This is a genomic window from Sorangium sp. So ce385, assembly GCF_051474135.1.
Lineage (GTDB): Bacteria > Myxococcota_A > Polyangia > Polyangiales > Polyangiaceae > Sorangium > Sorangium cellulosum_D.
The window spans coordinates 13,806,293-13,831,935 of sequence record NZ_CP150337.1 but is presented as its reverse complement, the minus strand read 5'-3'; the positions used below and the strand labels follow the sequence as shown (position 1 = coordinate 13,831,935).

20 protein-coding genes and 2 pseudogenes are annotated in these 25,643 nt (G+C 72.4%); 10 read left to right on the top strand and 12 right to left on the bottom strand.

What is annotated here, in order from left to right:
* Nucleotides 1-137 precede the first annotated feature (137 nt).
* The 5 genes from WME83_RS50685 (at nucleotide 138) to WME83_RS50665 (ending at nucleotide 3,886) form a co-directional block, all read left to right on the top strand.
* Complete coding sequence (locus WME83_RS50685; protein WP_437316907.1) at nucleotides 138-470, top strand: hypothetical protein; 333 nt, start codon at nucleotides 138-140, stop codon at nucleotides 468-470.
* Nucleotides 471-594: 124 nt separating this feature from the next.
* Nucleotides 595-1,197 (top strand): TetR/AcrR family transcriptional regulator, encoded by a 603-nt coding sequence (locus WME83_RS50680; protein ID WP_437316906.1) that lies wholly within the window; start codon nucleotides 595-597, stop codon nucleotides 1,195-1,197.
* A 171-nt stretch (nucleotides 1,198-1,368) separates the two neighbouring features.
* Entirely contained in the window at nucleotides 1,369-2,403 is a 1,035-nt protein-coding gene (locus tag WME83_RS50675) for an NADP-dependent oxidoreductase (RefSeq protein ID WP_437316905.1), read from the top strand.
* A gap of 171 nt (nucleotides 2,404-2,574) precedes the next feature.
* The gene (locus WME83_RS50670; RefSeq protein ID WP_437316904.1) at nucleotides 2,575-3,246 is read left to right on the top strand and encodes a DUF4291 domain-containing protein; all 672 of its coding nucleotides are present in this window, start codon (nucleotides 2,575-2,577) and stop codon (nucleotides 3,244-3,246) included.
* A 43-nt stretch (nucleotides 3,247-3,289) separates the two neighbouring features.
* Entirely contained in the window at nucleotides 3,290-3,886 is a 597-nt protein-coding gene (locus WME83_RS50665) for a 50S ribosomal protein L11 methyltransferase (protein ID WP_437316903.1), read from the top strand.
* Nucleotides 3,887-3,956: 70 nt separating this feature from the next.
* Here WME83_RS50665 and WME83_RS50660 read toward each other — a convergent pair whose 3' ends face one another.
* Nucleotides 3,957-5,207, bottom strand: coding sequence for a glycoside hydrolase family 5 protein (locus WME83_RS50660; protein WP_437316902.1), 1,251 nt, complete (start codon nucleotides 5,205-5,207; stop codon nucleotides 3,957-3,959).
* 961 nt (nucleotides 5,208-6,168) lie between these two features.
* Here WME83_RS50660 and WME83_RS50655 point away from each other — a divergent pair.
* Nucleotides 6,169-7,194 carry an aldo/keto reductase gene (locus tag WME83_RS50655; protein ID WP_437316901.1) on the top strand — a complete coding sequence of 342 codons (1,026 nt, stop codon included), beginning with the start codon at nucleotides 6,169-6,171 and terminating at the stop codon, nucleotides 7,192-7,194.
* Nucleotides 7,195-7,210: 16 nt separating this feature from the next.
* On the opposite strand, the gene WME83_RS50650 is transcribed toward WME83_RS50655, so the two are convergent.
* Nucleotides 7,211-8,827 carry a carboxylesterase/lipase family protein gene (locus WME83_RS50650; RefSeq protein WP_437316900.1) on the bottom strand — a complete coding sequence of 539 codons (1,617 nt, stop codon included), beginning with the start codon at nucleotides 8,825-8,827 and terminating at the stop codon, nucleotides 7,211-7,213.
* A gap of 135 nt (nucleotides 8,828-8,962) precedes the next feature.
* On the opposite strand from WME83_RS50650, the gene WME83_RS50645 reads away from it, so the two are divergent.
* Entirely contained in the window at nucleotides 8,963-9,541 is a 579-nt protein-coding gene (locus WME83_RS50645) for an SgcJ/EcaC family oxidoreductase (RefSeq protein ID WP_437316899.1), read from the top strand.
* 34 nt (nucleotides 9,542-9,575) lie between these two features.
* Here the strand turns inward: WME83_RS50645 and WME83_RS50640 are convergent, their stop codons facing one another.
* The 6 genes from WME83_RS50640 to WME83_RS50615 all read right to left on the bottom strand — a co-directional run bounded on the left by WME83_RS50640 (nucleotide 9,576) and on the right by WME83_RS50615 (nucleotide 16,522).
* A complete protein-coding gene (locus tag WME83_RS50640) occupies nucleotides 9,576-10,586 on the bottom strand; it encodes a UDP-glucuronic acid decarboxylase family protein (protein ID WP_437316898.1) in 1,011 nt (336 codons plus the stop codon).
* A 64-nt stretch (nucleotides 10,587-10,650) separates the two neighbouring features.
* The gene (locus WME83_RS50635) at nucleotides 10,651-11,850 is read right to left on the bottom strand and encodes a CgeB family protein (RefSeq protein ID WP_437316897.1); all 1,200 of its coding nucleotides are present in this window, start codon (nucleotides 11,848-11,850) and stop codon (nucleotides 10,651-10,653) included.
* Nucleotides 11,841-13,031 carry a glycosyltransferase family 4 protein gene (locus WME83_RS50630; RefSeq protein ID WP_437316896.1) on the bottom strand — a complete coding sequence of 397 codons (1,191 nt, stop codon included), beginning with the start codon at nucleotides 13,029-13,031 and terminating at the stop codon, nucleotides 11,841-11,843. The genes WME83_RS50635 and WME83_RS50630 overlap by 10 nt, the downstream gene beginning before the upstream one ends.
* Nucleotides 13,018-14,310, bottom strand: a complete 1,293-nt coding sequence (locus tag WME83_RS50625) for a TIGR04295 family B12-binding domain-containing radical SAM protein (RefSeq protein WP_437316895.1) — start codon at nucleotides 14,308-14,310, stop codon at nucleotides 13,018-13,020. Before WME83_RS50625 ends, WME83_RS50630 begins: the two co-directional genes overlap by 14 nt.
* Nucleotides 14,307-15,407: an NAD-dependent epimerase/dehydratase family protein gene (locus tag WME83_RS50620; protein WP_437316894.1), complete on the bottom strand. Its 1,101-nt coding sequence runs from the start codon at nucleotides 15,405-15,407 to the stop codon at nucleotides 14,307-14,309. The genes WME83_RS50625 and WME83_RS50620 overlap by 4 nt, the downstream gene beginning before the upstream one ends.
* Complete coding sequence (locus WME83_RS50615; protein WP_437316893.1) at nucleotides 15,404-16,522, bottom strand: NAD-dependent epimerase/dehydratase family protein; 1,119 nt, start codon at nucleotides 16,520-16,522, stop codon at nucleotides 15,404-15,406. The genes WME83_RS50620 and WME83_RS50615 overlap by 4 nt, the downstream gene beginning before the upstream one ends.
* Before the next feature lie 295 nt (nucleotides 16,523-16,817).
* Here WME83_RS50615 and WME83_RS50610 point away from each other — a divergent pair.
* Nucleotides 16,818-16,904, top strand: a pseudogene (locus tag WME83_RS50610) (hypothetical protein); the annotation flags it as partial.
* 493 nt (nucleotides 16,905-17,397) lie between these two features.
* Here WME83_RS50610 and WME83_RS50605 read toward each other — a convergent pair.
* The 3 genes from WME83_RS50605 to WME83_RS50595 form a co-directional block, all read right to left on the bottom strand.
* A complete protein-coding gene (locus WME83_RS50605) occupies nucleotides 17,398-18,747 on the bottom strand; it encodes a YciC family protein (protein WP_437316892.1) in 1,350 nt (449 codons plus the stop codon).
* Between the two features lie 294 nt (nucleotides 18,748-19,041).
* Nucleotides 19,042-20,142 carry a hypothetical protein gene (locus tag WME83_RS50600; protein WP_437316891.1) on the bottom strand — a complete coding sequence of 367 codons (1,101 nt, stop codon included), beginning with the start codon at nucleotides 20,140-20,142 and terminating at the stop codon, nucleotides 19,042-19,044.
* A gap of 110 nt (nucleotides 20,143-20,252) precedes the next feature.
* Nucleotides 20,253-22,559: a substrate-binding domain-containing protein gene (locus WME83_RS50595; RefSeq protein ID WP_437322139.1), complete on the bottom strand. Its 2,307-nt coding sequence runs from the start codon at nucleotides 22,557-22,559 to the stop codon at nucleotides 20,253-20,255.
* Between the two features lie 618 nt (nucleotides 22,560-23,177).
* On the opposite strand from WME83_RS50595, the gene WME83_RS50590 reads away from it, so the two are divergent.
* A complete protein-coding gene (locus tag WME83_RS50590) occupies nucleotides 23,178-24,185 on the top strand; it encodes a glycoside hydrolase family 11 protein (RefSeq protein WP_437316890.1) in 1,008 nt (335 codons plus the stop codon).
* Between the two features lie 220 nt (nucleotides 24,186-24,405).
* On the opposite strand, the gene WME83_RS50585 is transcribed toward WME83_RS50590, so the two are convergent.
* On the bottom strand, nucleotides 24,406-25,035 hold the full coding sequence (locus WME83_RS50585) for a hypothetical protein (protein WP_437316889.1): 630 nt from the start codon (nucleotides 25,033-25,035) through the stop codon (nucleotides 24,406-24,408).
* 384 nt (nucleotides 25,036-25,419) lie between these two features.
* Between WME83_RS50585 and WME83_RS50580 the strand changes: the two are divergent.
* Nucleotides 25,420-25,632: pseudogene (locus WME83_RS50580) on the top strand (LysR family transcriptional regulator); the annotation flags it as partial.
* Between the last annotated feature and the right edge of the window lie 11 nt (nucleotides 25,633-25,643).

Here is a 25,643-nt window from a genome sequence, read left to right as displayed (position 1 = left end):
CCTCGCCGCCTCACGTGCCGCTTTCGTGCTGGCGAGGCTCGGGCTGAGAAGGGTGATGTATTCCGGACAGAGCGCCGCGGCGAACGCTCCTTGAAGGCGTGGGGCTCGCGGTCTCTTGCCGGAGGTGGAGCATGTCGATGCGCGCGAAAGGGATGGTGCCCTTTATCATCGGCCTCATGGGCGCGGGCTGCGCGAAGAGCGAGGAAGAGATCCAGGAAGAATTCGACGCGATCGTCGCCGAGTCGAACGCCTGCAACGACGCCTCGGAATGCGTCTATGCGACGCCCGGCTGCCCGCTCGGGTGCTTCGTGGCCGTGAACAGCGCCAAGAAGGCGTATGTGGAAGAGGAGGCGCGCGCGCTCATCGAGGACTACAACAGCTTTGGGCGGTACTGCGCGTACGAGTGCGTCGCGCCGGGCCCGCTCGAGTGCACCGCGGGCCGCTGTCAGGAGGGGGACGCCTCGCCCTGACGCGCGGGACGCTGCCCCGGGATGCCTCAACCGGGGTCGAGTTCGTCCCGCCCCGGGGTGCCTCAACCGGGGTCGGGTCCGTCTCCCTAGACGACCGGTCTACTAGCTGCTACGGTGGGGCGTCATGAACGGGACCGCCGCCGCCACCGACGTTCGCCGGCACATCCTCGACGTGGCCCAGCCGCTGCTGCTCCGTAAGGGTTTCACCGCCGTCGGCCTGGCCGAGGTGCTGGCGGCGGCGCAGGTGCCGAAGGGCTCGTTCTATCACTACTTCGGTTCCAAGGAGGCCTTCGGCGAGGCGGTGCTCGAGGCCTATTTCGCCGGCTACCTCGCGCGGATGGACGCGCTCCTGGCGCAGCCGGGCACGGCCGCGCAGCGGCTGATCGCCTACTTCCACGACTGGCTCGACTCGCAGACCGGCGAGGAGGCGCAGAGCCGTTGTCTCGTGGTCAAGCTCGGCGCGGAGGTCTCCGATCTGTCCCAGAGCATGCGCGCCGCGCTGGAGCGCGGTACCCGCGGCATCACCCAACGCCTGGCGCGCTGCATCGAGGCGGGCAGCGCCGACGGCTCGCTGGCGGCCGCGCCGGACGCGCTCGCGGTCGCGATCGCGCTCTACCAGAGCTGGCTCGGCGCCAGTCTGCTGGCCAAGATCGCCCGCGACCGCGCGCCGCTGGACACGGCCATGGCCGGCACGCGGCAGCTCTTGGGTCTGGCGCAGACGGCCTGAGGCGGGATGAGGAGCATGCATCCCCGCCTCTCGCTGCGCCCGTCTTCTAGACGACCGGTCTACTCGAAGTTGCTCGCCTCGCCCGTGCCGGCGCGCCGAGGGCGCGCCGGAGCGAGCGAGCAGAACGATGTTCCACCCCACGTCAACCACACCTCACCCCCGGAGTAGCCCATGCCTCGAAGCGATAGCGTCAACCGCCGTGTCCTCCTCGCCGCGCGTCCGCGCGGCCTGCCGACGCCGCAGGATTTCCGGCTCGAGGAGGTCGCCATACCGACGCCGAGCGAAGGACAGGTGCTGTTGCGCACCCTGTACCTCTCGCTCGATCCGTACATGCGTCAGGTGATGGACGAAACCCGACCTGTCTATGCCCCGTCGGTGCGGCTGGGCGACCCCATGGTGGGCGGCACGGTCAACCGCGTCATCGCCTCCAAACATCCGCGGTTCCGCGACGGCGACCTGGTGCTCGGCAACGCCGGCTGGCAGGACTACGCGCTGTCGGACGGTCAGGATCTGGTCCAGCTCGGCGAGTTGGCGCAGCCGTCGCTGGCGCTGGGCGTGCTCGGCATGCCCGGGTTCACCGCCTACGTCGGCCTGCTCGACATCGGCCGGCCCGCGCCGGGCGAGACCGTGGTCGTGGCCGCGGCCACCGGCGCGGTCGGCGCGGTGGTCGGGCAGATCGCCAAGCTCAAGGGCGCGCGCGTGGTCGGCATCGCCGGCGGCGCCGACAAGCGCCGCTACGCGGTCGAGGAGCTCGGCTTCGACGTGTGCCTCGACCGCCGCGATCCGCAGCTCGCCGAGCGCCTCGCCGTCGCCTGCCCGGACGGCATCGACGTCTATTTCGAGAACGTCGGCGGCGCGGTGTTCGACGCGGTGCTGCCGCGGCTCAACGTCGGCGCGCGCGTGCCGGTGGTCGGGCTGATCGCGCATTACAACGAGGAGACGCCGCCGCCCGGCCCGAACCGGCTGCCGCTGCTGATGACCGCCGTGCTGCAGAAGCGCATCCGCATGCAGGGCCTGGTCATCCTCGATCACTATGAAGGCCGCTTCGAGGATTTCCGCCGCGACATGGGCGCGTGGGTCGCCGCCGGCCGGGTGAAGCTGCGCGAGGACCTCGTCGACGGGCTGGAGAACGCGCCGGAGGCGTTCATCGGCCTGCTCGAGGGGCGCAACTTCGGCAAGCTCGTGGTGCGCGTCGCGGCCGGCTGACGCGCCGCCGCCGGCGAGCGCCGCGACGTTGGCCATCCGCGGCGACGCTGATTCGGTCCGCCAGCTCTGCCGTGCACGGCGCCATCCGCAGCGCGGGTGCGCTATGCTGGCGGCCTCGCGCGACCGACGTCGGCTCGCCGGGGAAGCCGGAGAGGGACGAGAGAGGGAGCGATGGAGAAGCTGGTCCTCGAGCCGTACGCTGCGCAGGCCGCCCGCTGGCCCGCCGTTGGGCGCCACATCCTCGCGCAGTTCGACGCCGAGACCATCGTCGTCTACCAGGCGTACCGGCCCTCGATCGCCCGCCACGCGGCGCTGCACCAGCGCCTCGGAGGCCCGGAGTTCAGCTTCGGCCGCATGAGCTGGATCAAGCCGAACTTCCTCTGGATGATGTACCGCTCGGGCTGGGGCACGAAGCCCGACCAGGAGGCGGTGCTCGCCATCCGCCTGCGGCGCGCGGGGTTCGACGCGATCCTGGCCGCCGCGGTGCCGTCGAGCTTCGTCCCCGAGCTGCACCCGGACCAGGAGGCGTGGAATCGCGACCTGAAGCGCTCGGACGTGCGGCTCCAGTGGGATCCGGATCACCATCCCTCGGGCGCGCCGGTCAACCGGAGGGCGATCCAGCTCGGCCTGCGCGGGGCGACGCTGCGGCGGTTCGCCGAGGAGTGGACGGTGGGCGTGGAGGACATCTCGGAGCTCGTGGCAGAGCAGCGAGAGGCGCTGAGGGGCCGGGGCACCTCGGGGCTCGTGACCCCGCGGGAAGAGGTGTACTGGCCGGCGGAGGCGGAGGGGGCGAGGCGGGTCGGGCTCGAGCGCTGGGCGGGCGGAGAGGAGCGAGGTCGATGAACGGCGGGAGGGCCGCCCGCGCGGCGGCAGGCCTCGGCGACGCATGAGCGACCGTCCGACCATCGTCGAAGTACCGCCGCGCTTTCGCGTGGTCACCGGTCCGTGGGACGCGGAGGCCGACGAGCGCACCATCGTCCTCGGCCCGAGCCACGCCTTCGGCGACGGCCGGCACGAGAGCACGCGGATGTGCCTTCAGGCGCTCGCGGCGTTCGCGCCGCGAGGCGGCTTCCGCCTCCTCGACGTCGGGAGCGGGACCGGCATCCTCTCGATCGCCGCCGCGAAGCTCGGCGGCGAGGCGATCGGGGTCGACATCGACGCCGCCGCGATCGCCATCTCGGCGGAGAACGCCCGGCGGAGCGCCGTGGAGGCGCGCGTGCGCTTCGCGACGACGTGGCCGGATGGAAGCTTCGACATCGTCGTGGCCAACATCCTTCGCGACGTGCTCACCGAGCTCGCCCCGCTCATCGCGGCCCGCCTGGCGCCGCTCGGCACGCTGATCCTCTCGGGCCTCGTGTCCACCGACGTCCCGGAGATCGTCGCGCGGTATGCGCCCCTCCTCGCCGGACGAAGGCCGGAGATCTTCGAGCGCGGCGCGTGGCGTACGCTCGTGTGGCGCCTGGCCGACCGGCGAGCGCCCTAGCTCCTTCCCCGCTCGCCCTGGCGCCTTGGAGGCTCTTCTGCTGATCAGGGGCGACCTTCCCGGAGGGGTGCTAACGGTCGACGGCGTCCATGACGGCCTGCCACTCCGGCGAGAACGAGCCGTCGGTGCGCTTGATCTCCGACCCTGTGTCCCACAGCACGGGGACGATGCCGCGAGACTGCGCCGCCTCCACCACCGACTGCATCCACAGCCTCCGCGACGCCGGCTCACGGGGGTACTTCTCGCCCAGCGTGACGGCGAACTCGCCGAGGATGATCGGGATGCTCCGCTCGGCGCTGAACGCGCCGAGCTTGTCGAACAGGCCCTTCAGCTCCGCCTTTTCGGCGTCCGTGCCCCACGTCGTCTTGGGCGAGCCCCAGGACTCCACCGTGTCGAGGCCGCAGAAGGTGTAGGGCGTGTAATAGTGGATCGAGAGGAAGAGGCTACCCGTGCCGGCCGGATCGGTCGGCACCTTGAAATCGCTCACGCAGGTCCTGTCGATGTCCGTCACGAAGCCGGAGATGAGCAGGGCGCGGCTCGCGTTGTAGCCGCCCTGCTCGCGCACGGTGGTGACGAAGAGCTGGTTCATCTCGTTCAGGGCGGCGTAGTCCGGCGTCCCCCCGTCGCGAACGCCGTTGACCCAGTAGTTCCCCTCCTCGTTCATCCCCTCGAGGATCAGCTTGTGACCGACGTCGCTGAAGGCCGTGGCGATCTGGGTCCAGTAGGACGCGAACTTGGTCTTGACGTCGTCGGTGAGCTTGTACTTGTTGGCGTTGGCCTCGTTGAAGATCCAGCCCCCGTCCCAGTGGATGTTCACGATCGAGTACATGCCCGCCGCCTCGATCCAGCCCACCACCTCCTTGACCCGGGCCATCTTGGCGGCGTCGATCATGCCGTTGACGGCGTAGGTGTCCCAGGCCACGGGCACGCGCACCGTCTTGATTCCATGGCTGGCCATGCCGTTGATGAACGCCTGCGTGATCAGCGGCTGGCCCCAGCCCGTCTCCCACGCGGTGGTGTTCTCCAGCGTGTTGCCGATGTTGGTCCCGATGCCCATGTCGGGGACCATGGCTGCGGCGTCCATCGGCGTCGCGGATCCGCCGCTCCCGCCGGAGCCCCCGGTTCCCCCCGCGCCGCCGCCGCCCGTGCCGGCGTCGCCAGCGCCCGCGCCGCCCGCGCCGCCCGTGCCCGCGCCGCCCGTGCCCGCGGCGCCCGTGCCCGCGCCGCCCGTGCCGACACCGCTCGTGTCCATGCCTCCGCCGCTGCCGCCGGCGTTCCCGCTCGTGCTGCTCTCCGAGGAGCACCCCAGTGCAACGAGCATCAACAAGGGGGCAGTGAGATTGAGCCAGAACGTGGCTGCAGAGCGGCAGAGTTGCAAGCAGTTCATGAACGACATGGATACCGAAGTCCGCCGCGAAGTACAAGCTCGCCCCTGGCAGCGCGGAGGTGCCGGGAGCTGGCGCTCCAGCCCCCTCCACGCGAGATCACTCCCAGTTCTTGCGCTGGGGATTCACCCAGGGCGAGGTGCACATGACGCAATCATCGCCATAGAAATAATGCTTCCCGCCGGTGTCGTTGTAGATCCAGTAACGGAGCCAGGCCACGATCGCAGGTCGCTGGACGCCGCGCCGCGTCGCCGGAATCTTCGTCGCACGAGAACAGCGCGACGCTCGAGAGCAAGCAGAAGACATGGAAGCGCCTGACGACCTCTCTGGTCGCGTCACGCCAGCGCGAAGCGCTCGCTTCAGGCCGACGATGGCGAGATTGGCAGAAAGATGGTTCCCAGGCGCTCCACCATGGAGTGCGCCCGGATATCGTCCCAGCCGACCCCAACTGCTGCTCCTCCCCCTGGGTGCGCCTCGTCTGGGGCCATGGCGCGACCGTCGAGGTGAACGCGCATGAGGGCGCAGGGCCCGGTGCGCGTGAGGGCCTTTCAGGGCAAGGCGAGGAGGAGTTCCGTAATGCGGAATGTGAACGTTAACATGGCCGGCGTCAATCACAAACTGGCGCGCGGCGGTCGCCCGCGGGCGCGAGGTCCGCGCCTGGTGAACGGATCTCGTGGCGCGGCATGACGCGCCCTCGAGCCTCCTGCTCGCGTCACCGACGCCAGCCACACCGACGCGATGCGGCGCAGGTCTGCCGTACCGGCGCGGCCGCAGGGGCGGGCGGCGAAGCTCGAGGTAAGCGGTTGGCAGGCGCAGAGGCAGGGCGCCTCGATGCGCGCGTCGACGCCGCGTGGCCCAGCGCTATACTCCCGCGCATTTCAAAGGAGATTGCTCGCCATGGAGTACAGGTCGCTAGGAACCAGCGGGCTCAAGGTCCCCGTGCTCTGCCTCGGGGCCATGACCTTCGGGGAGGCCGACGAGAAGTCGTTCATGCACAAGGTCGGCTGTGACGAAAAGACGTCGTTTGCGATCATGAGCCGAGCGCTCGAGCGGGGCGTGAGCTTCATCGACACCGCCGACGTCTACGGCCAAGACGGGCTGTCCGAGCGCATCGTGGGCGCGTGGATGGCGGAGGCCAAGAGCCGCGATCGCGTGGTGCTCGCCACCAAGTTCCGCTTCCGCATGGGCGAAGGGCCGAACTCCTCCGGCGCTTCCCGCTACCGCATCGTCCGTACGGTCGAAGACAGCCTGCGGCGCCTCAAGACCGATCGCATCGATCTCTACCAGATCCACATGCAAGACATCGACACGCCGGAGGAGGAGACCCTCCGCGCGCTCGACGATCTCGTGAGGGCGGGCAAGGTCCTCTACCTCGGCGCGAGCAACTACGCGGCGTACCGCCTCACCGACAGCCAGTGGATCTCGAAGACCGAGCACCTCCATCGGTTCGTCGCGCTGCAGATGCAATACAGCCTGCTCGTGCGCGACCTCGAGCGCGAGCATATCCCGGTGTGCAAGCAGTTCGGCATCGGCGTCCTCCCGTGGTCGCCGCTCGCCGCCGGCTTCCTGTCCGGGAAATACGCGAGGGACCAGCCGCCGCCGGAAGGCGGGCGCCTCGAGAAATGGAAGCAGCGCTTCGCCGATTACGACAACGACCGCGGCTGGCGGACGCTCGACGCGGTGAACGCGATCGCGAAGGAGAAGCAGACCACGCCCGCGGCCATCGCCCTCGCCTGGCTGCTCGCCAAGCCGACGGTCACGTCCGTCATCTTCGGCGCGCGCTCGCTCGAGCAGCTCGACGACAACCTCAAGGCCGCCGACGTGAAGCTCTCGACCGAAGAGGTGCAGAAGCTGGACGACGCGAGCGCGTTCGAGATCGGGTATCCCTACAACTTCATCGGGAACATCCAGAAGCGCTGGTGAGCGCGGCGAGGGCGCGTCACAGCTCCGACCAGAAATCCAGCTGGTGCGCGGCCTCGACGTCGACGCCGCGGATCCCGCCGTTCCCCGGGGCGAGCGATTGCACGTGCGGCGCGTCGCCCGCGCGGAACCCCGGCCAGGGCGGCAGATCGGTGCGGTTCGGATCCCCCGCGCGCGCGAACTGGGACCAGTACGCGATCATCTGCTGCGATAGCCGCTGCTGCTCGGGCGCGAGCCCGGATTCCTCCCCGACGAAATCGAACAGGTACACGACGTCCGACGCGTGATGCGCGCCGAGCGGGAAGCTCGGCGGCGCGGGGACTGCCGCCGGGGCGCCGCGGTCGGCGAACTCGAAGGCGAACACCGGCGCGTGCGCCGCCAGCGCGCGATTCTGCTCCTGCGTGGCGCGCCACCAGACGCGGTCGGTGATCACCGCCGCCCAGGCGAGGGCCGGCGATTCGTACGCCTCGAGGGGATAGCGCGCCTCGACCTGCTCGGCCGCCTCGCCGAACGCCTCGACGAGCAGCTCGCGATATCGCTCCGCCGTCACCGGCGCGCCCGCGAGCTCGTAAAACAGCGCGACGAACAGCCGGCCCTCGTCCTGCGTTGCGCCCGAGAGCACCGGCACGCGATGGAATCGCCCCGCCCGCAGCGCCTCCGCCGGGCTCTCGGGCAGCACGTCGCCACCGAACGCGGGCGCCACGAAGCGCGCCGTGTGCGGCAGGAGGTCGGCCACCGGCAGCGCGCGCAAGCGCTCGATCGCGACCGCCGCCTCGCTCGCCGGCTCGACCCACCCCTGCTCGGCCGCGAGCGCCTCCCCCGTCGACTGCAGCTCGGCGAGCGGCGACCAGAACGGCGGCAGCGCGGGCAGCTCCGGATAGAACGTACCCGCCGGATAGTCCGCCAGCGCGAAGCCGCTCTGCAGCGCGACGCGATGGAATAGCCCAGCCGCCGCCGGCGAGGTGAGCTGCGCGCTCGCGGCGAAGGCGCCCCACGACTCGCCGAACAGGGTGACATTGCCCGGGTCGCCGCTGAACGCCGCGATATTGCGCTGCACCCATCGCAGCGCCGCCTGCTGATCCTGCAGACCGAACGTCCCCGAGCCGTCGAGGCCCGGATAACCGAGGAACCCGAAGATGCCGAGCCGGAAGTTGATCGTCACGACGACCACGTCGCCGCCGACCGCGATCCGACGGGCGTCGAAGACGCTGCCGGCGCCCGTGGCCTCGCCGCCCCCGTGCAGCCACACCATCACCGGCAGGAGGCGCCCTGGAGCCGCCGAACGCGGCGTGACGACATCCAGGAACAGGCAATCTTCGTCGTCGCTGCCGAGCGGGCTGTACGTCGTCGGTGTCTGCGGGCACGGGCTGCCCGGCCGCGTCGCGTCCCTCGGCTCGGTCCAGGGCGACACCGGCTGCGGGGCGCGCCAGCGCAGCGCGCCCAGCGGCGGCGCGGCATAGGGTATCCCCTGAAACAGGCGATGATCGTCGCGCAATGCGCCCCTCACCGGCCCGGCGTCGATCCGCACGAGCTCCGGCGGCGACTCGACCGTCGTCGGCGGGCCGTCGGCGCAATGGGTGGTCGCCAGCGCGCCGATCAGCACTGCTGTGCTCGTCGCTTGTCGGTGGGTCGTCATCGTGGCCTCCGGGTCGCGGGGTTCGAGAGCATGACACGCACGCCGGCGCAGCGCCGCCGTCCCCCCACGCAGCGAACGAGGATCGCCGCGCGACGCTGGTTGACGTCTCGCGCCGCCTGGAGGTAATGGCACGCGATGCATCGCATCCTCGCCACCGCTGCACTGCCGCTCCTCTTGCTCGCGTGCGCAACCGCCTCGCCGCCGCCCTCCGCGCCGGCCGCGCCCGCAGCGCCCGCGCCAGCTGCGGCCGCGGCAGCGCCCGACGCGCGCGCGCAGCAGGCGCTGGGGGAGCAGCTCGTCGCCGCGTTCAACGATGCCTGGAACCGGCACGACATGGATGCGTTCGCCGCCCTGCACGCCGAGGACGCGGACTTCGTGAACATCTTCGGGATGTGGTGGCACGGGCGCGCGACCATCCGGGAAAATCACGCTGGCATTCACAAGACCGTCTTCCGGCAGAGCCGCCTCGAGAGCGTGCGTGTCGAGACGCGCTTCGTGGCGCCGGACGTCGCGGTGGTCCGATGGGCATGGGTGCTGACAGGCATCCTCACGCCCGACGGCAAACCCGTGCCCGACATGCAGGGCATCCTGGTCCACGTGGCGCGGCTCGAGGGCGACCGGCTCCGGCTCGTGACGACGCAGAACACGCAGGCGACCGCCGACGCTTTCCGCGCGGTGCGCGGCGCGGAGCCGCAGGCCGGACCAGCCCAGTAGGGCCGCCTCCGCCGGCGCCCGCCGCGCCGAGCCGTCAGCTCGCCAGCGCCGCCTCCCCGCGCCGCGGCCCCTCCCCCGCCCCCGAGAGCGCCGCGCGGAAGCTCTGGATCGTCGCGTAGAGCCCCTGCCGGAGCGCCACCCGCGGCTCGAACCCCAGCGCCCGCCGGGCCAGATCGATCGCCGGCCGCCGCTTCCGCGGATCGTCCTCCGGCAGCGGGCGGAACACGATCCGGCTCGCGCTGCCCGTGAGCCGCACGATCTCCTGCGCCAGCTCGAGCACCGTCACCTCCACCGGATTCCCCAGGTTGACAGGCCCCACCTCCACCGGGTGCTCCATGAGCCGCACACACCCCTCCACGAGATCGTCGACATAACAGAAGCTCCGCGTCTGCGCCCCGCTCCCGTAAATCGTCAGCTCCTCCCCCCGCAGCGCCTGGACGATGAAGTTGCTCACCGCGCGCCCGTCGTCGAGCGCCATCCTCGGACCATACGTGTTGAAGATCCGCGCGATCCGCCCCGACGCCCGGCCCTGACGGTGGAAGTCCATCACCAGCGACTCCGCGCAGCGCTTGCCCTCGTCGTAACAGGCGCGCACCCCGATCGGGTTGACCCGGCCGAGGTAGCTCTCCGGCTGCGGGTGCACCTCCGGGTCGCCGTACACCTCGCTCGTCGACGCCTGGAGCAGCCGCGCGCCGTGCCGCTCGGCGCACTCGAGCGCGTGCAGCGTGCCCATCACGTTCGTGATCGTGGTGCGCACCGGATCGCCTTGATAGCGCGCAGGGCTCGCCGGCGACGCGAGGTTGTAGACCCGGTCGATCTCGTAATCGAAGGGCAGCGTCACGTCGCGCTCGACCAGCCAGAAGCGGCTGCTCCGCATCAGGTGGGCCACGTTGGCCGGCGAGCCCGTCGAGAAGTCGTCGAGCGCGATGACCTCATGGCCATCCGCGAGGAGCCGCTCGCACAGGTGCGAGCCCACGAAGCCGGCGCCCCCCGTCACCAGGATGCGCATGCTCCTCCCCACCGCTCTCCCGTTCGCGTCCACCATCGGAACACCTCCGTTGTCGCAAGCCCGCCCCTCGCGGGGCGCCGAGACCACGCCCGCCCGCGCCTCACGCGAGCGGGCTCCGGTGATGCGCGGGGTCGCAGCGGCGGACCCCGGACGCCGCGCCGCTCCGCTCGAGCTCGTCCTCCTCGTCGCCGGCGAGCCAGGACGACGGCCGCAGGAGCAGCTCGTCGACGAGGTCGAGGAGCGTGTCGACCCGGTGCGCGCACGTGTGGCGCGAGAGCACCGTCCGGCGCCCGTGCTCGGCGACGCCGCGCGCGAAGCCGGGGTCCGCGAGGAGCGCGCGCAGGTGCTCCGCCATCTCCGCGCCGGTGCGCGCGACGAGGTAGTCGCGGCCGGGCGAGAAGAGGCGCTCGGCGTCGGTCCACGGCGCGCTCACGAGCGGGATCCCGCACGCGAGCGCCTCGAACGGCCGGATCGTGGGGATGCCGGGGAGCAGCGCGGCGTACGGCCGCCGCGGGACGTGCACGGTGACGCGCGCGCGCGCGTAGGCGTCGGGGACGAGGTGGTTGGGGAGCCAGCCGGCGTACTCGATGCCGGCGTCCGCGAGCGCCGCGAGCGCGTGGTCGGGGTAGCGCACCCCGTGCACGCGCGCGCGCAGCCCGAGCGCCCTCACCGGCTCGATCAGGAACTCGCGGAGCTCCGCCGTCCGCTCGCCGTCGCCGAAGTTGCCGATCCACACGAGGTCGCGCTCCTTCTCCACCCCCGGCAGCGGCCGGAACACGCGCGCGTCGGCGGCCTCGTGCCACACCACGGCGCGCCGCGCGACGCCGCGGCGCAGGTAGAGATCGCAAAGGCTCTTTCCGAAGCCGAGCACGCAGTCGTACCCCGAGAGATCGCGCCGCACGATCGCGGCCGGATCGGTGAGCAGGCGGTGGTGCGTGTCGTGGAAGAGCAGGCGGTAGCGATCGGTGCGCGCGCGGTGCTCGCCGAGGCGCCGCACGAGCTCGGGGTCGTTCCGCTCGTGGACGAGCACGACGTCGACCCCCGCGAGCGCGGCGTCGAGGTCCAGCGCCGCGGGCGCGTAGCGGCGCGGGCAGAGGCGCGGGTACACGGCAGCGGCCTCCCATGGCGCGGCCGGGCCGCCGGCGGCCGCGGGGCCGTCGGCGCCCGCGGCGTCCTCCGGCTCGAAGGCGAGGACGTCGTGGCCGCGGGCGTCGAGCTCCGCCGCGATCCCGCGGAGGAAGTGCGCGTGCCCGTGGTCCCAGTCGGAGAGCAAGGAGTGGCAGAAGAGGGCTATTCGCATGGTGTCCCGCAAGGCGTGGGCGTCGAGGGAGGGCGGGCCCGCGCGGCGGCCTCCGGCCGGGCCGCGAGCGCGACGGCGTAGACCTCGAGGTAGCGGCGGGCCATGGCGTGCGGGCTGAAGCGCACCGCGCGCCGGCGGGCGAGCGCGCCGAGCGCGTCGCGGCGCGCGGCGTCCCGGATGAGCCGGTCGAGGGCGCCGAGGAGCGCGCCCGGGTCGTCCGCGGGGACGTAGACCGCGGCGTCGCGCCAGAGCTCGCGCAGGCTGGGCAGGTCGCCGAGCACGAGCGCGCAGCCGGAGAGGCCGGCCTCGAGGACCGACATGCCGAACGGCGCGTACCGCGCCGGGAAGGCGTAGATCGCGGCGCGGCCCATCCACCACGCGAGCTCGCCCTCGTTCATCCACCCGAGCGAGCAGAGGCTCTCCCCGGCGCGGCGGCCGACGCCGCCCGGCGCGACGTCGCTCCCGGCCACGAGCACGGGCCACGGGAGGCGCGGCGCGACCTTCTCGAGCGCCGCGAGGTTCTTGGCCTCGTCCCAGAGCCGGCCGGCCGCGAAGACGAACCGCTCCTTCGGGGCCGGCACGAACCGCCGGCGGTCGCGCGCGTGCGGGATGACGTGGCCGCGCCCCAGGCCGAGCGCGCCGTACTCGCCCGCGAGGGCCCTCAGCATGGCCGCGCTCGGCGCGACCACGGCCTCGGCGGCGCGGAGCCCCTCCGCGACGCGCGCCCGGTAGAGGTCGTGGCGGACCGGCGCCGGCCGGCGGTGGACGGCGCGCCACCACGACAGCACGCATGCGTGCGCCACGACGACGCGCGGCGCCCGGAACGGCAGGGCGGCGTGGCAGTAGCCGTTCAGGTGGACGACGTCGGGCCGCGTCCGCTCCTCCAGGTCGAGCAGCCAGTCGCCCGCGGCCGCGACGTCGTCCCAGGGGTCGTCCATCCACTCGAGCCGGTAGGCGCTCTCGACGAGCTCGAGCCCCGGGATCGCGGCCGCGGCCGCGCGCGCCGCGGGCGACAGCGGCCCGCCCATGACCGCGAGCGCCGTGGCCACGCCGGCGCGCGCGAGCCCGGCGGCGAGCTCGAGCGCGTAGGTCCACACGCCGCCCTGCGTGTCGGCCGTCATGAGCACCCGGCCGGGCCGCGGCGCCGCCGCGCCGGGGAGGTCGCCGTCACCACGCGCCATGCTCGAGCTCCGAGAGCGGCAGCGGCGGGCCGTCCTGCAGGTCGCTGAGCGCCCGGTGCTCGGCGATGTAATGGGCGTGCGCTCGCTCCCAGGCGCCGTCGTCGGGCGCGCCCCACCGCCGGGCGTACGCCGGAGAGCCGGGGTACGGGAACATCGGGACCGGCTCGTTCGCCCACACGCCGAGCCCGAGGAGGCGCTGCCGCCACGACGCCGCCTCGGCCGGATCGTCGGCGTCCGCGTGGACGAGGCTCGCCTGGACGAACGGCACGCTCCGCCGGGCGTGGACGAGCAGCCCGGTGAGCTCCTCGGCCGACGCGCCGCGCCGCCTTCCGGGCGCGTCGCTCCCCTCCCCCGAGGCGCGCTCGACGCCGGCCTCGATCGAGACGCAGCCCGCGCGGCCGAGGAGGTCGAGCATCTCGCGCGACCAGCCGTCGATCCGGATCTGGACGCCGAACACGACGTCGCGCGCGCAGAGCGCCTCGAGGAGCGCCCGGTCGGGCAGGAAGAGCTCGTCGATGAAGTAGACGTGGCGGACGCCCTGGGCGAGGAGCGCGTCGAGCTCGTCGAGCACGGTCGCGAGCGGGCGCCGCCGGGGCTTGTCGCGGAGGCGCGCCGCCGCGCAGGAGGCGCAGGGGTGGGGGCAGCCGCGCGAGGCCTCCATCTCGGCGCTCGGCCCGTCGGGCACGGCGTCGAAGCGGTGGTGGTGGTGGGCGTGGCGCGCGATCGTCGCGGCGTCCCACCGCAGGGCCGGCAGCGCCCTCACGCAGGCGGCGTAAGGGGCGCCCTGCACGTGATCGACGCCGTTCCTGCGGTAGGCGATCGACGGGATCTGCCAGAAGCGCGACTCGGTCGCGCCCGCGAGCAGGACGAGGATCTCCTCGCACTCGCCGAGGACCACGACGTCCACGCCGAGCTTGCGGAGCGCCGCGCGGGGCGTGGCGGAGCCGTGGGGCCCCACCGCGACGAGCAGGCCGCCGTGGGCCCGCAGCGCGGCGGCCGCCGCCATGGGCACGCGCAGCTCGGGCGGCGGGCAGCGCCAGAGGAGGTAGCTCGGCGCCGTGGTGATCACCGTCATGTCCGGGCGGAGGGCGGCGACCTCGGCGCGCACGACGCCGAGGTCGATCCCGCGCGCCTGGGCGTCGATGAGGGCGGCCTCGTGGCCGGCGCGCTCGAGCAGCGCCTTCGCGTACCCGAGCTCGAGCGGCAGGTGCGGCTCGCGGCAGCCGGCGTAGACGCTGCCCTCGAAGCGCCACGGCGGGTTGACCAGCGCGACCTTCACGAGGCGACCCCCAGCCGCCGGTCCGCGCGGCTCAGCCGGACGGACGCGGGCACGTCCCCGTAGACGGCCCCGAGGCGCTCCTCGACCCCGAGGCGCCATTGATAGAGCGCGCGCAGCCCGTCGCGGAGCGCGACGCGCGGCGTCCAGCCGGTGAGCGCCTGGAAGGCGCGGCAGTCGGAGACGTAGTAGCGCGGATCGCCCGGCCTCCACGCGGCGAGCGAGACGATCGGGCGGCGGCCGTCGAGCTCGGCGATGAGATCGAGCAGCTCGACCGGGCTCACCGCCCGCTCGGGGCCGCCGCCGATGTTGAAGGCGCGGCCCGAGGCGGGCTCGAGGTCGCGCCGCGCGAGCAGGAGGGCGTCGACGAGGTCGTCGATGAACAGCGCGTCGCGGACCTGCAGCCCGTCGCCGTAGAGGGTGATCGGGTCGCGGCGGATGGCGCGCGCGACGAAGTGGGCGATCCACCCCTGGTCCTCGTTGCCGAACTGCCGGGGGCCGTAGGTGCAGCTCATCCGGAGCACCGCGGCGCGGAGGCCGAAGGTGCGGGCGTAGTCGAGGACGTACTGGTCGGCGGCGCCCTTGGAGCAGCCGTGGGGGCTCCGGAGGTCGAGCGGCTGCGCCTCGGAGATGCCGTGCTCGCGCGCGCGCTCGCAGAGGGGCTGGTACCGGTCCTCGCGCCGCTCGAGCGGGAGGTGGGCCAGCGCGCCGTAGATCTTGTGGGTCGAGGCGAAGAGGAGCGGCGGCGGGCGATCGAGCCTGCGGAGCGCCTCGAGCACGTTGAGCGTGCCGCGCGCGTTCACCTCGAAGTCGAGCGCCGGGTCCGCGACGCTGCGCGTGACGGCGACCTGCGCGGCGAGGTGGAAGACGAACGAGGCGCGCCGCACGGCGTCGCTCACGGCCTGCTCGTCGCGGATGTCGCACAGGAGGACCTCCACGCCGTCGGCGTGGCGCTCCCGGAGGAGATCGACGTTCCGCTCGACGAAGGCGCGCGAGAGGTTGTCGAGGACGAGGACCGGCTCCCCCTCGCGGAGGAGCCGATCGGCGAGGCTCGAGCCGATGAAGCCGGCCCCTCCGGTGATGAGGACGGGCGGCTTCACAGCGAGAGCCCCCTCGCCTCGAGCTCGGCGCGCGCCTGGGCGGCGCCGTCGCGCGCGATCTGCCCTTCGATCCAGCCGGCGAGCTCGAGGAGCCCGCGCTCGAACGGGACGGACGGCGCGAACCCGAGGACGCGCCGCGCCTCGCGGGTGTCGGCGAAGCAGTGCCGGACGTCGCCCACGCGGCACCGGCCGGTGATCTCGGGCTCGATCTCGCGCTTGCCGAGCGCCTTGCAGAGCGCCTCGGCGACGTCGAGGATCGAGCGCGGGCGGCCGGCGCCGATGTTGAGCGCCTTGCCGGCGGCGGCGTCCTCGTCGAGCGCCTTCGCGCAGGCCTCGGCGACGTCGCGCGCGCTCACGAAGTCGCGCTGCTGGAGCCCGTCCTCGAAGACGAGCGGAGGGCGGTTGTTGAGCAGGCGCGAGGCGAAGATGGCGATCACGCCCGTGTAGGGGTTGGAGAGCGCCTGTCGCGGGCCGTACACGTTGGCGAGGCGGAGCGCGACGACGGGGATGCCGTAGGCGCGACCGGCGATGAAGCAGAGCCGCTCTTGATCGTACTTGGAGAGGGCGTAGACGGACTCGAGGGCGGGAATTTTGTCCTCGGGCGTCGGCACGGGGACGAGGGGCTCGCCGTCCGCGGCGCAGATCTCGAAGGCGCCGCGCTTCAGCTGCTCGACGGGCCGGCTCCGCGGGGCGACGAGCTCGCCGCTGGCCCGGCGGTAGAGGCCTTCTCCGTAGACGCTCAGGCTGGAGGCGACGACGAGCCGCCGCACCGGCTGCTCGGCGAGGGCCTCGGCGAGCACGGCGGTGCCGACGGTGTTGACGGACGTGTACCGCTCGACGCGGTACATGCTCTGTCCGACGCCCACGGCGGCGGCGAGGTGGACGACCGCGTCGACGCCGTGGAGGGCGCGCCTCACGGCGTCGCGGTCGCGGACGTCGCCGACCATGAGCTCGACGGCCGGGTCGAGGTGCGCCGGGCGTCGCCGGTCGGGGCCGTGGACCTGGGGTACGAGGCAGTCGAGGGCGCGGACGCGGTGGCCTGCGCGGAGCAGCTCGTCGGCGAGGTGGGAGCCGATGAATCCGGCGCCACCCGTGATCAGGACATGGTCAGGCATATCATGCTCCGTTCCGGTCTGGACGAGCAGCGGGCGGCGCGAGAGAGCACCTCGCGAGCGGGCGGGCGCAGGACGGCGCGGCGGACAGAGCGCCCGCGCGCCGCGATTTCCCCCCGGCTCCGCGCCTCGCTGCGCTGGAGTCTCCGAGGGGACACCGATTAACATGCGGTGTCTGGGGTCGCAAACCGATCGAAGGCGCTTTGTCTCGGGAGGGAGCTCGGGGCGGCGCGGGCCTTAGCGGGGGTACGGAGGCGCCGGACGGTGCGCCGTCCTCCGTCTCTCGGCTGCGTCATTCGCCCTCCGGCTTCCCGCTTCCCGCTTCCCTCTTCCCTCTTCCGTCTTCCGTCTTCCGTCTTCCGTCTTCCGTCTTCCCTCTTCCATCTCCCCTCTTTCGTGCGCGTGCGCGTGCGCGTGCGCGATTCCCCCGGAGTCAGCGCGCACGCGCACGCGCACGCGCACGAAGGACGAGCACGGAAGAGGGAAGACGGGGGACGGGAGACGGGGGACGGGAGACGAAAGGCGGACGACGTCTGCATGAAGCCCGAGCGAAAACCGCTCTAGAACACCGATCCCCTGATCGAGCGAGAAATGAACCGTCAAGACACCAAGGACGCCAAGTCATTGTCTGCTTCTTGGCGTCCTTGGCGCCTCGGCGGTTCGAAATTCTGCTCGTTTCAGGCGATTTCAACCCGTTTCTTGCCCTGCCGCCTTCGCGCAACCGGCGATGGGCTCGGGGGAAGCGGAATCGAAGCGACCAGCGCGGAACGTTCAGCCCGGACGGCGATGGTCGGGCCTTCCGAACATCAACCGGGACTGCGCTGGAGGAGAGCGGGCTTCGGGGTGAGCGGAGAGGGGCGGACGCGCGCCGTCGAGGCTCAGCTCGCGGTCGGCTGGCCGGTCAGGCGAAGGTAGATGTACGCGTAGCCGAGGGCCGCGATCGGCCCGGCCACGAGCGTGCCGACGCAGCACGCGAGCAAGCCCGCCAGCACGAGCGCGAAGACGAGCAGGCCATAGACGAAGATGCCGCCCTTGTGCCCGGTCGTGATGCGCCAGCTTTCCTTCATCGCGTCGATGGTGCCCAGGTTCTTATCGACGATGCACATGTTCGTCATGCTCAGGCCGAGCGCGAGGATGACGCCGGGGACGATCAGGAAGACCATGCCGACCGCGGTGGCCATGAAGGTCAGGAACTGGGCGCCCAGGATCGACATGAACCACTGCCCACCGCTGAAGATGTCGTTGAACGAGTACGGCTGGCCGCGCGCCACCTTCAGGATGAAATTGGACATGCCTCCGGCAAAGTAGCTGCCGACCACGAAAGCGAAGAGCTGCATGAGGAGCTGGATGGCCGACCCGACGCCGGGCGCGTCGTTCGCGAGCGCCGCCTGGATGCCCGTGCCGATGCCGTTGGGAACGTTCGCCGCGAGCCCGACGACGGCCACGGCGCCGATGATGACCCCGGGGTCGCGCTTCACCCGTTCCCAGCCGAACGACGCCGCATCTCCCGCTCCCCAGGACGTCGGGCCGCCCATGCCAGGCGGCGCACCGTAGGGGCCGCCGCCCGGCGGCGGACCGTAGCCCCCACCGCCAGGAGGCGCGCCGAACGCTCCGCCAGGCGGCTGACCCCAGCCGCCGCCACCACCAGGAGGCGGGCCCCAGCCGCCGCCAGGAGGCCCGCCGCCAGGAGGCGGGCCGTAGCCGCCGCCAGGAGGCCCGCCGCCAGGAGGCGGGCCGTAGCCGCCGCCAGGAGGCCCGCCGCCAGGAGGCGGGCCGTAGCCGCCCCCCGGCGGCTGGCCGTAGCTACCGCCCGGCGGCTGACCGTAGCCGCCGCCCGGCTGCCCCGGCGGCTGGCCGTAACCGCCCCCCGGCTGCCCTGGCGGCTGGCCGTAACCACCGCCCGGCTGTCCCGGCGGCTGGCCGTAACCACCGCCCGCCTGCCCCGGCGGCTGGCCATAGCCGCCCCCCGGCTGTCCCGGCGGCTGGCCGTAACCACCGCCCGCCTGCCCCGGCGGCTGGCCATAGCCGCCCCCCGGCTGCCCCGGCGGCTGACCGTAACCGCCCCCCGGCTGCCCCGGCGGCTGACCGTAACCGCCCCCCGGCTGCCCCGGCGGCTGACCGTAACCGCCCCCCGGCGGTGGACCGTAACCGCCGCCGCCCGGCGGCTGGCCGTAACCACCACCGCCCTGACCGCCCCCTGATCCCCCGCCCCAGCCACCTTGGCTCATCTTGTCTCCACCGGGTGTGAATTCCAACGATGCCCGACCCAACCACCGCCACTATACGTGGAGGGCGCCGGCACGGAACAACTAACTTCTCCCTACGCAGCCAGCGCCCCGTAGCCCCCCGCACCGCCGCGGAGGATCGGCCGTCGAAAGCCTGCCGGCATTGCGAGCAGCGCCGTCACGACAGATTGCGCAGGGCGCTTCTCGACGGACGGCAATCGACCCATCGAGGTCCATTGCGGGACACGCACACGAAACGGAACAGCACGAGACGGAAGAGCACGAAACGGTGACGGATCACCTCGACAGCACGCCGCCCAGGCAGAGCCCGGCGACGCTGCTCGTGAACGAGGTCCCGTCCTCGCGCTTCACCGCGGCGGAGTTGCCCGTGAGCGGCGACAGAAACACCCCCTCGACGACCCCGGCCCCCTGCTTCGCCGTCACGAAGCGGCCCACGAGAGCCCCCGGCGACACCGCCTCGACCGGCGCCCCCGGCGCGATCGCCTGCTCCTCGGGCAGCTCCGCGCGCCGGAACCCCCCGAACCGCACCACCGTACCGCCATCCGGCTGTGGCACAATTTTACCGATGCACTGCCCGACCGGGGTGCCGACGGCCGCGTAGCGCACGGTGGCGTCGATCGGCCGCCGCCGCGACTCGCCCACGAGGACGGCGGCGATGGCGAGGACGAACGCGGCGATCGGGACCACCACCGCGGTCGCCACGACCGCAGCGGCGGCGCCGGACGTCGCGCGGCCGAACGAGGCGAGCTCGGCGCTCACGGCCTGCTCGAACGACCGCAAGATCACCACCTGCCGCGCGCGCACGCGCTCGAGGACCGCCGGCGCGATCAGGTTGTCGGCGGCGCAGAAGCCGCACCGCGCGATCGCGCCGTCGCCGCCGCCGAGCGGCGCGCCGCACACGTGGCACGCCGCCGGCTCGCCCGGGGCCGCCGGCGGGCGCGCGGCGCACGCCTCCTCGATCCGCCGCTGCCGCCGGCGCACGAGCGCGAGCACGGCCGCGCCCGTCCCGACCGTGCCCAGCCACGCCGCCACCACCATGCCGCCGGTGACCAGGTTCCCCTCGGGATCGGGGCTGACCCAGATCCCCAGCAGGATGACCGCGGCAAGCGCCGTGATCGGCACCGACGCGAGCGAGAACACCACGAGGAGCCGCGCGTGCCGCCGCGACGCCGTGACCAGCGTCCGCCGCAGCGCGTCCGAGAGCTGGCGCCGGCGAGCGTCGGTCTGGAAGACGACGTGCGCCGCGGCGCGCAGGCCCTGCGCCGCCTCCGCGGGCGGCGGACCGCGGTAGTGGCACGCCGCGCACTCCATGAGATCCGGGCTGGCGAGCGATACCGGCGCAGGACGCCCGCAACGCGGGCAGTGCACGGCGAGCATCGCCCGATTCTACGCCAGCCGCGTCTCGGCGCGTCAAGGCGCCCCGCCGCGCGCCAGGCGCAGCGGCGCGCGATCGCGCGGCCTCGACCGGATCGCGGCCGCGGCCGCCCTCACCGCGCCCGCCGCGCCGCCTTGCGCGCGCGCTTCCCCGCCGGCGCGAGCTCGCGGAGCGCCGCCGACAGCGACGAGAACGTGGCCAGGACGCCGAGGTCGACGCCGACCAGGCTCATCGCGATCTCGGGGCGCACGCCGACCAGGTAGACCCGCGCCCCGAGCAGCGCGGCCGCGCGGCTGGTCAACCCGAGCGTGTCGGCGACCTGGGCATCCACGAACGGAACGCCCGTGAGATCGAGCAGCACGCGAAACGCCCGGTGCCGGCTCACCCCCTCGGACACCTTCTCGAGCACCTGCCGGGCGCGACCGGCGTCGATCATCCCGATCAGCGGCACGAGCAGCACGCCCGGCAGCAGCGGGATGAGCGGACAGCCCAGCTCGCGCACCGTCTCCGAGAGCGCGCGCTCGATCGCATACGCCTTCTGCAGATCGGCGTGCTGCGCCGAGAGCGACTCCACCAGCGCATCGCGCTCCAGGGCCGCGCCGAGCAGCGTCCCCCAGATCGCGACCGTGCCCTCGTCGCCGGCCATCGCGACGTGCGTCGGGCCGACGAGCACCAGGATCCCCCAGTCGCGCCGCGCGGAGCGGATCGGCAAGAGCAGCACCATGTGCGTGCCGTCCGTGGCCGAGGGCGGCAGCATCTCCCCCGGCGGAAACGCCTCCACCGGGCAGCGGCTGCCGATCGGCGGGGTCGGGCTGCCGTCGCGGCTGTACGCGCCGGCGACGACCAGGCCCGCGCGCGCCTCCGGGTCCTCCCACAAGGCGAGGCAGCCCCAGACCACCGTGGTCGTCTCGAGCCACGCGAGCGACCGCGACGCCTGCTGGGTGCCGCCGAGCAGGGCGAAGCTCACGTCGTAATTGGTCCTCGCGAGCACCCCGAGCGTTTGGACGACGTGCGTCTCCGCCTCGAGCCGGGCCCGCGCGATCGCGAGGCGCGCGAGCTCCAGGTAGGCGTCCACCCGCCGCCTGGCCGCGGCGTCGAGGGGCGCGCCGCGCCGCTCGTGGCGCTGGCCCAGCAGGCGGATCGCCGCCAGCAAGGTGCCCAGATCGGGCGTGATGCCGACCGCCTGCCGACAGGCGACCCCGAGCTCGGCCGCCGAGGGCAGCGGGGCGCCCTGGACCGCCGCGAAGTAGCCGTCGATCACCGACGCGACCGCCGGCCAGACGTCGCTCGGCGAGGTGTCGGGCGGGAGCGGCCGGGGAAGGAGCAGGAGCTCGACCATCTGCCGCGCCAGGGCGCCGCGCGCGTCCTCCTCGGAGGCCGCGTCCTCCCGGTCGAGGAAGTCCTCGACCGCGTGGCACCCGCACGAGCTCCGCACGACGAGCGCGTTGTCCGTGTGCACGCCCTCGGCCGGGAAGGCCTCGCCGGCGATCATCGACGAGATGAGCTCGCACGCGGCGCTCCCCATCATCTCGAACCGCTGGCGCACGGTGGTCAGCGGGGGATCGACGCCCTGCGCCTCCACCACATCGTCGAAGCCGACGATGGCGAGATCCTCGGGGATGCGGACGCCCGCCGCCTTCAGCGGGGGCATCATGCCGAGCGCGTTCTTGTCGGTCCCGAAGACCGCCGCCGTGCACCCGGGCAGCAGCGCGAGGAGCGCGGGCGCGGCGCCCTGGCCGCCGCTGTACCAGTTGTTGTCGCTCCGGACGACCAGCTCGGGATCGAAGGGGATGCCCGCCTCGGCGAGCGTGTCCTTGTAGGCCGCGAAGCGCTCGCGCACGTCGTACGCGTCGAAGTAGCCGACGAAGGCGATGCGCCTGTGCCCGTGCTCGATCAGGTGGCGCACCGCGCCCCGCATGCCGCCGCGGTTGTCCGGGATCACGGCCGGACAGTCGACCTCGGCGGCGCGGGTGCCGACCGTGATGAACGGGACCCGCGCGGCCGCGAGCGCCGAGAGGCCGTGCAGCTCGATGACGACGACCCACCCGTCCACCTGCTCCCGGGCGAGCGACGGCGCCTGGACCTCGGACGGCGTGCCGCGCAGCACCAGCGTGCGGAGCCCGCGCTCCTGGGCCGACGCATGGAGGCCCATCAGGACGGGGTTCCAGAACGACCCGTCGAGAAAGGGGGTGATGACGCCGACGGTGAGCGGGCGGGCCGCGGCGGCGGCTGCCGTGCCCTGGAGCGGCGGGGCGGTCGTGCGGCGCGCGGGAGGGCGGGTGCTGCGCGCGGGAGGGAGGGTGCTGCGCGCGGGAGGGAGGGAGCTGGCCCCTCGTCCCGAGCCCTGCCCCGGGTCGCTGGGGAGCTCGCCCCACTGCTCCGGCACCGCGACGCCGCTGTCCCGCCCGCCCTGACCCATCCCCGTGCCCCCTCGCGGTCTGCTCGACCCCATCCAGCTCAGCCTCCGGCCCGGAGGCCAGCGCGATCCCTAGCCGATCTCGGGCGGGCGGTGTGGCACGCAGCGATGCCCTCATCGTGCTCGCCGGAAGTCCGGCCGGGGATGGCCGGGCTTCCGCGCCGCTCCGCGCGGCTTTGCGCGGGCAGACCCAGCCTTGTTGCCTCGGGGCTCCGCCCCGCTCCGCGCCCCGGCGTCCGCTTCGCGGCCGCCTCGGCTCCGATCGAGGACACGACACCCGCCACGTCGATCGGCGCGAACGCGACGACGGAGATGGCATTGTCGACGAGACCCGAGTCTGACGACGTCATCCGCGCTGTCGAAGCTTGGACCCTCGAACCCGGACGAGCCCACCTTGCCGTTGTAGCCGCCGGAGGAAACGATGCTTTGCCCAGGGTCACGTCCGCTTCAGGTGCGTGAGGACCTTTGGGTCTTCGCTCGGCAGTGTCGGGAGCGACGAAATGACGTGGATGTTCGCGCTAACATGGAAACTTCTGCCCGATACGGCAACCCGGCGACGAGCTATCCTTTCAACGGTTCGCCTCGCTTGATCAAAATGTGCATAACCGGCATGCTCCGCCCATGAAGGTGTTCGTCCGGTCCCGTTGGTCGCAGGGTACCCTCGCCGCTTGCCTGGCTGCCGCGGCCTTCACGGGCTGTTCCGACTCTGGGGAGGGGAAGGACGGGAGCGGGAGCGGCGGATCGATCGCAGGATCCACCGGCGAAGGCGGGAGCGGAGGTCAACCGGGCGCCGGGGGCGCGGGCGGTACCGCCACGACCGGAGGCGTCACGGGGAGCGGCGGCGGCGCGAGCAGCAGCGGCGGGCTCGGTGGCGCGGGCGGCGGCGGCTCCACCGGCGACGGCGGCGGCTCCACCGGCGACGGCGGCGGGTCCACGGGCAGCGGCGCGGACGCCTGCCCGCCGGCGACACCCCTGACCGGAGGCATGGAGTATTGCTCGAACCGCCGGGGCGATGCGGGCCATGGTTACGGCTACGAGCTTTGGGCGGAAGGGGGCGGGTCGGGCTGCATGACCGTGCACGGCGTCGACGCGACGTTCAGCGCGGAATGGAACGGCGTCGAGGATTTCCTGGCGCGCGTCGGGCTCGACTTCAACCAAACCCAGAAGCACGCCCAAATCGGCACCTTCTCGGCGGAGTTCGCGCACACCAAGACGGAGGAGGGCGGCGGCTTGACGTACATCGGCATCTACGGCTGGACCGTCAACCCGCTGCGCGAGTTCTACATCCTCGACGACTGGGGGAGCGTGAAGCCGGCGGGTTTCTCCTCCGACGGGACGCCGCGGGACGAGGTCGGCACGCTCACCGCCGATGGCGAGACCTACGACGTGTGGAAGAAGACCCGCGTGAACAAGCCGGCCATCACGGGTCCGAACGAGACGTTCGACCAGTACTTCAGCATCCGGCGGACGGCGCGCACGTGCGGCACCATCTCCATCTCCGAACACTTCACCAAGTGGGAGGCGCTCGGCCTCCCCCTGGGGAACCTGCACGAGGTCAAGCTGTTGGTCGAGGCCCAGAACAACAGCGGGACGGTCAAGTTCACGACGGCGAAGGTCGTCGTGGACTGAGCGTCTGTCCCGAGCGCCTCAATCCACAATGGGGCGAGCGGGGCAAACGCAGCACCCGCCGGAGCGGGCATGGCTACCGTGTCGACGGGGGAATGACGGCGCGCTGACGGTCAGGGCTCGGCGGAACGGGCCAGGGCTCGTCGGCCTCGCGCGAATCAGGCGCTCGGGCGCACTCGCGACCACGCCCGATCACGCGTGCTGTTCAGCGAGGGGACCAGTACTACAGTTGAAACCACTGCGGGTCGACTCCCACCTTGAGATTCGTGCGCTGGGTCGCCGTGCAACCATCGGAGAAAGCGCAGAAGAGCACGCGCACGGCGGCTCGAATCTTGAACTTCCCGTCGGCTGCCGGCAGCGCGCCTTGGACGGGCCACCTGAGGCAAGTGCTGCCGCTCCACAAGCCGTCTTCTTCATAGGTGGTGACGGTGGGGCTGCTGCTGCTGGTGTTCCAGACATAGTAGCCCACCTGGAGGTGGGTACGCTCGCAGTCCGCCTGGTTCGTGATAGCGGGAAACGTTACTCCGCCGCCGAGCATGGGCATGATGCGCAGGGCCTTGTTAGGGTCGTCAGCAGGCAAATTCGTGTACTCCACGATGTACTGATAAGGACAAGTGGTGCCCGGGTTGTAAGTCCAGTCCGGGCTGTCCTGTGCAACGAGGGTCGAAAGGCTGATCCCATCCTCGGGATCCAGGCCTGTCATGCTGATGGTCCCGCATCCAGCTTCGCCGAAGGCCTGATCAGCCTCGCCGAGCTCATCGCCAGCGGGCTCCGACTCGCGCGATCCACCCTCGACGCAGCCCATGGTAAGCGCGGCCATCGCCGCCGTGATCGTCAAAAACAAAGCTCTCATTCGTTTCCTCGTTGATGCGTAGCGAATTCGCCTGTAGCGACTCACCTCCCAGGGAGACGGGTCGCACGCCGACGCTACCATAGCGAGCTCGTCTGTAGCGATTCATTTTCTAGGAAGACGGATCGCATGTCGTTTTCAGCAATCTACGTACCAGTTGGAGATGCCCGAAGCGTCGCCTGTACGTCGTTGTGCCGGGGCCAGCGAGGAACCCTTACAGACCGCACACACGGGTTATTTCAGCCGATGATCCGCTGGCGAGCGAGACGACGACGGCCGCCCGAGGCGACGGATCGACCATCGCGAACTCCCCGGGCCCACCTGCTGGGCCGTCCTCGGCGTCGCCCCGCGCTCGCCTTGGAGCGCTCCCCGGGCGAAGCTATCCACGTGAGCATCGAGAACATCGAAGATCTGCGCCTGCTGGTGGAGACGGCCCGCCGTGGGACGCTGACGGCGGCGGCGCGGGTCCTGGGCGTCACGCCGGCCGCGGCCAGCGCCATGCTCAAGCGGCTGGAGACGCAGCTCGGCGAGCGGCTGTTCGAGCGGTCCACGCGCGCGCTGCGCCTGACGCCGGAGGGCCAGATCCTCCTGGACTACGCCTCCCCGCCACC

Coding starts and splice junctions, on each gene's coding strand:
- WME83_RS50680 (WP_437316906.1), top strand. CDS start 595: ATGAACGGGACCGCCGCCGCCACCGACGTTCGCCGGCACATCCTCGAC.
- WME83_RS50650 (WP_437316900.1), bottom strand. CDS start 8,827: ATGACGACCCACCGACAAGCGACGAGCACAGCAGTGCTGATCGGCGCG.
- WME83_RS50630 (WP_437316896.1), bottom strand. CDS start 13,031: ATGGCGCGTGGTGACGGCGACCTCCCCGGCGCGGCGGCGCCGCGGCCC.
- WME83_RS50660 (WP_437316902.1), bottom strand. CDS start 5,207: ATGCTCGTTGCACTGGGGTGCTCCTCGGAGAGCAGCACGAGCGGGAAC.
- WME83_RS50600 (WP_437316891.1), bottom strand. CDS start 20,142: ATGCTCGCCGTGCACTGCCCGCGTTGCGGGCGTCCTGCGCCGGTATCG.
- WME83_RS50645 (WP_437316899.1), top strand. CDS start 8,963: ATGCATCGCATCCTCGCCACCGCTGCACTGCCGCTCCTCTTGCTCGCG.
- WME83_RS50685 (WP_437316907.1), top strand. CDS start 138: ATGCGCGCGAAAGGGATGGTGCCCTTTATCATCGGCCTCATGGGCGCG.
- WME83_RS50640 (WP_437316898.1), bottom strand. CDS start 10,586: ATGGTGGACGCGAACGGGAGAGCGGTGGGGAGGAGCATGCGCATCCTG.
- WME83_RS50670 (WP_437316904.1), top strand. CDS start 2,575: ATGGAGAAGCTGGTCCTCGAGCCGTACGCTGCGCAGGCCGCCCGCTGG.
- WME83_RS50585 (WP_437316889.1), bottom strand. CDS start 25,035: ATGAGAGCTTTGTTTTTGACGATCACGGCGGCGATGGCCGCGCTTACC.
- WME83_RS50635 (WP_437316897.1), bottom strand. CDS start 11,850: ATGCGAATAGCCCTCTTCTGCCACTCCTTGCTCTCCGACTGGGACCAC.
- WME83_RS50615 (WP_437316893.1), bottom strand. CDS start 16,522: ATGCCTGACCATGTCCTGATCACGGGTGGCGCCGGATTCATCGGCTCC.
- WME83_RS50675 (WP_437316905.1), top strand. CDS start 1,369: ATGCCTCGAAGCGATAGCGTCAACCGCCGTGTCCTCCTCGCCGCGCGT.
- WME83_RS50605 (WP_437316892.1), bottom strand. CDS start 18,747: ATGAGCCAAGGTGGCTGGGGCGGGGGATCAGGGGGCGGTCAGGGCGGT.
- WME83_RS50590 (WP_437316890.1), top strand. CDS start 23,178: ATGAAGGTGTTCGTCCGGTCCCGTTGGTCGCAGGGTACCCTCGCCGCT.
- WME83_RS50655 (WP_437316901.1), top strand. CDS start 6,169: ATGGAGTACAGGTCGCTAGGAACCAGCGGGCTCAAGGTCCCCGTGCTC.
- WME83_RS50595 (WP_437322139.1), bottom strand. CDS start 22,559: ATGGGTCAGGGCGGGCGGGACAGCGGCGTCGCGGTGCCGGAGCAGTGG.
- WME83_RS50665 (WP_437316903.1), top strand. CDS start 3,290: ATGAGCGACCGTCCGACCATCGTCGAAGTACCGCCGCGCTTTCGCGTG.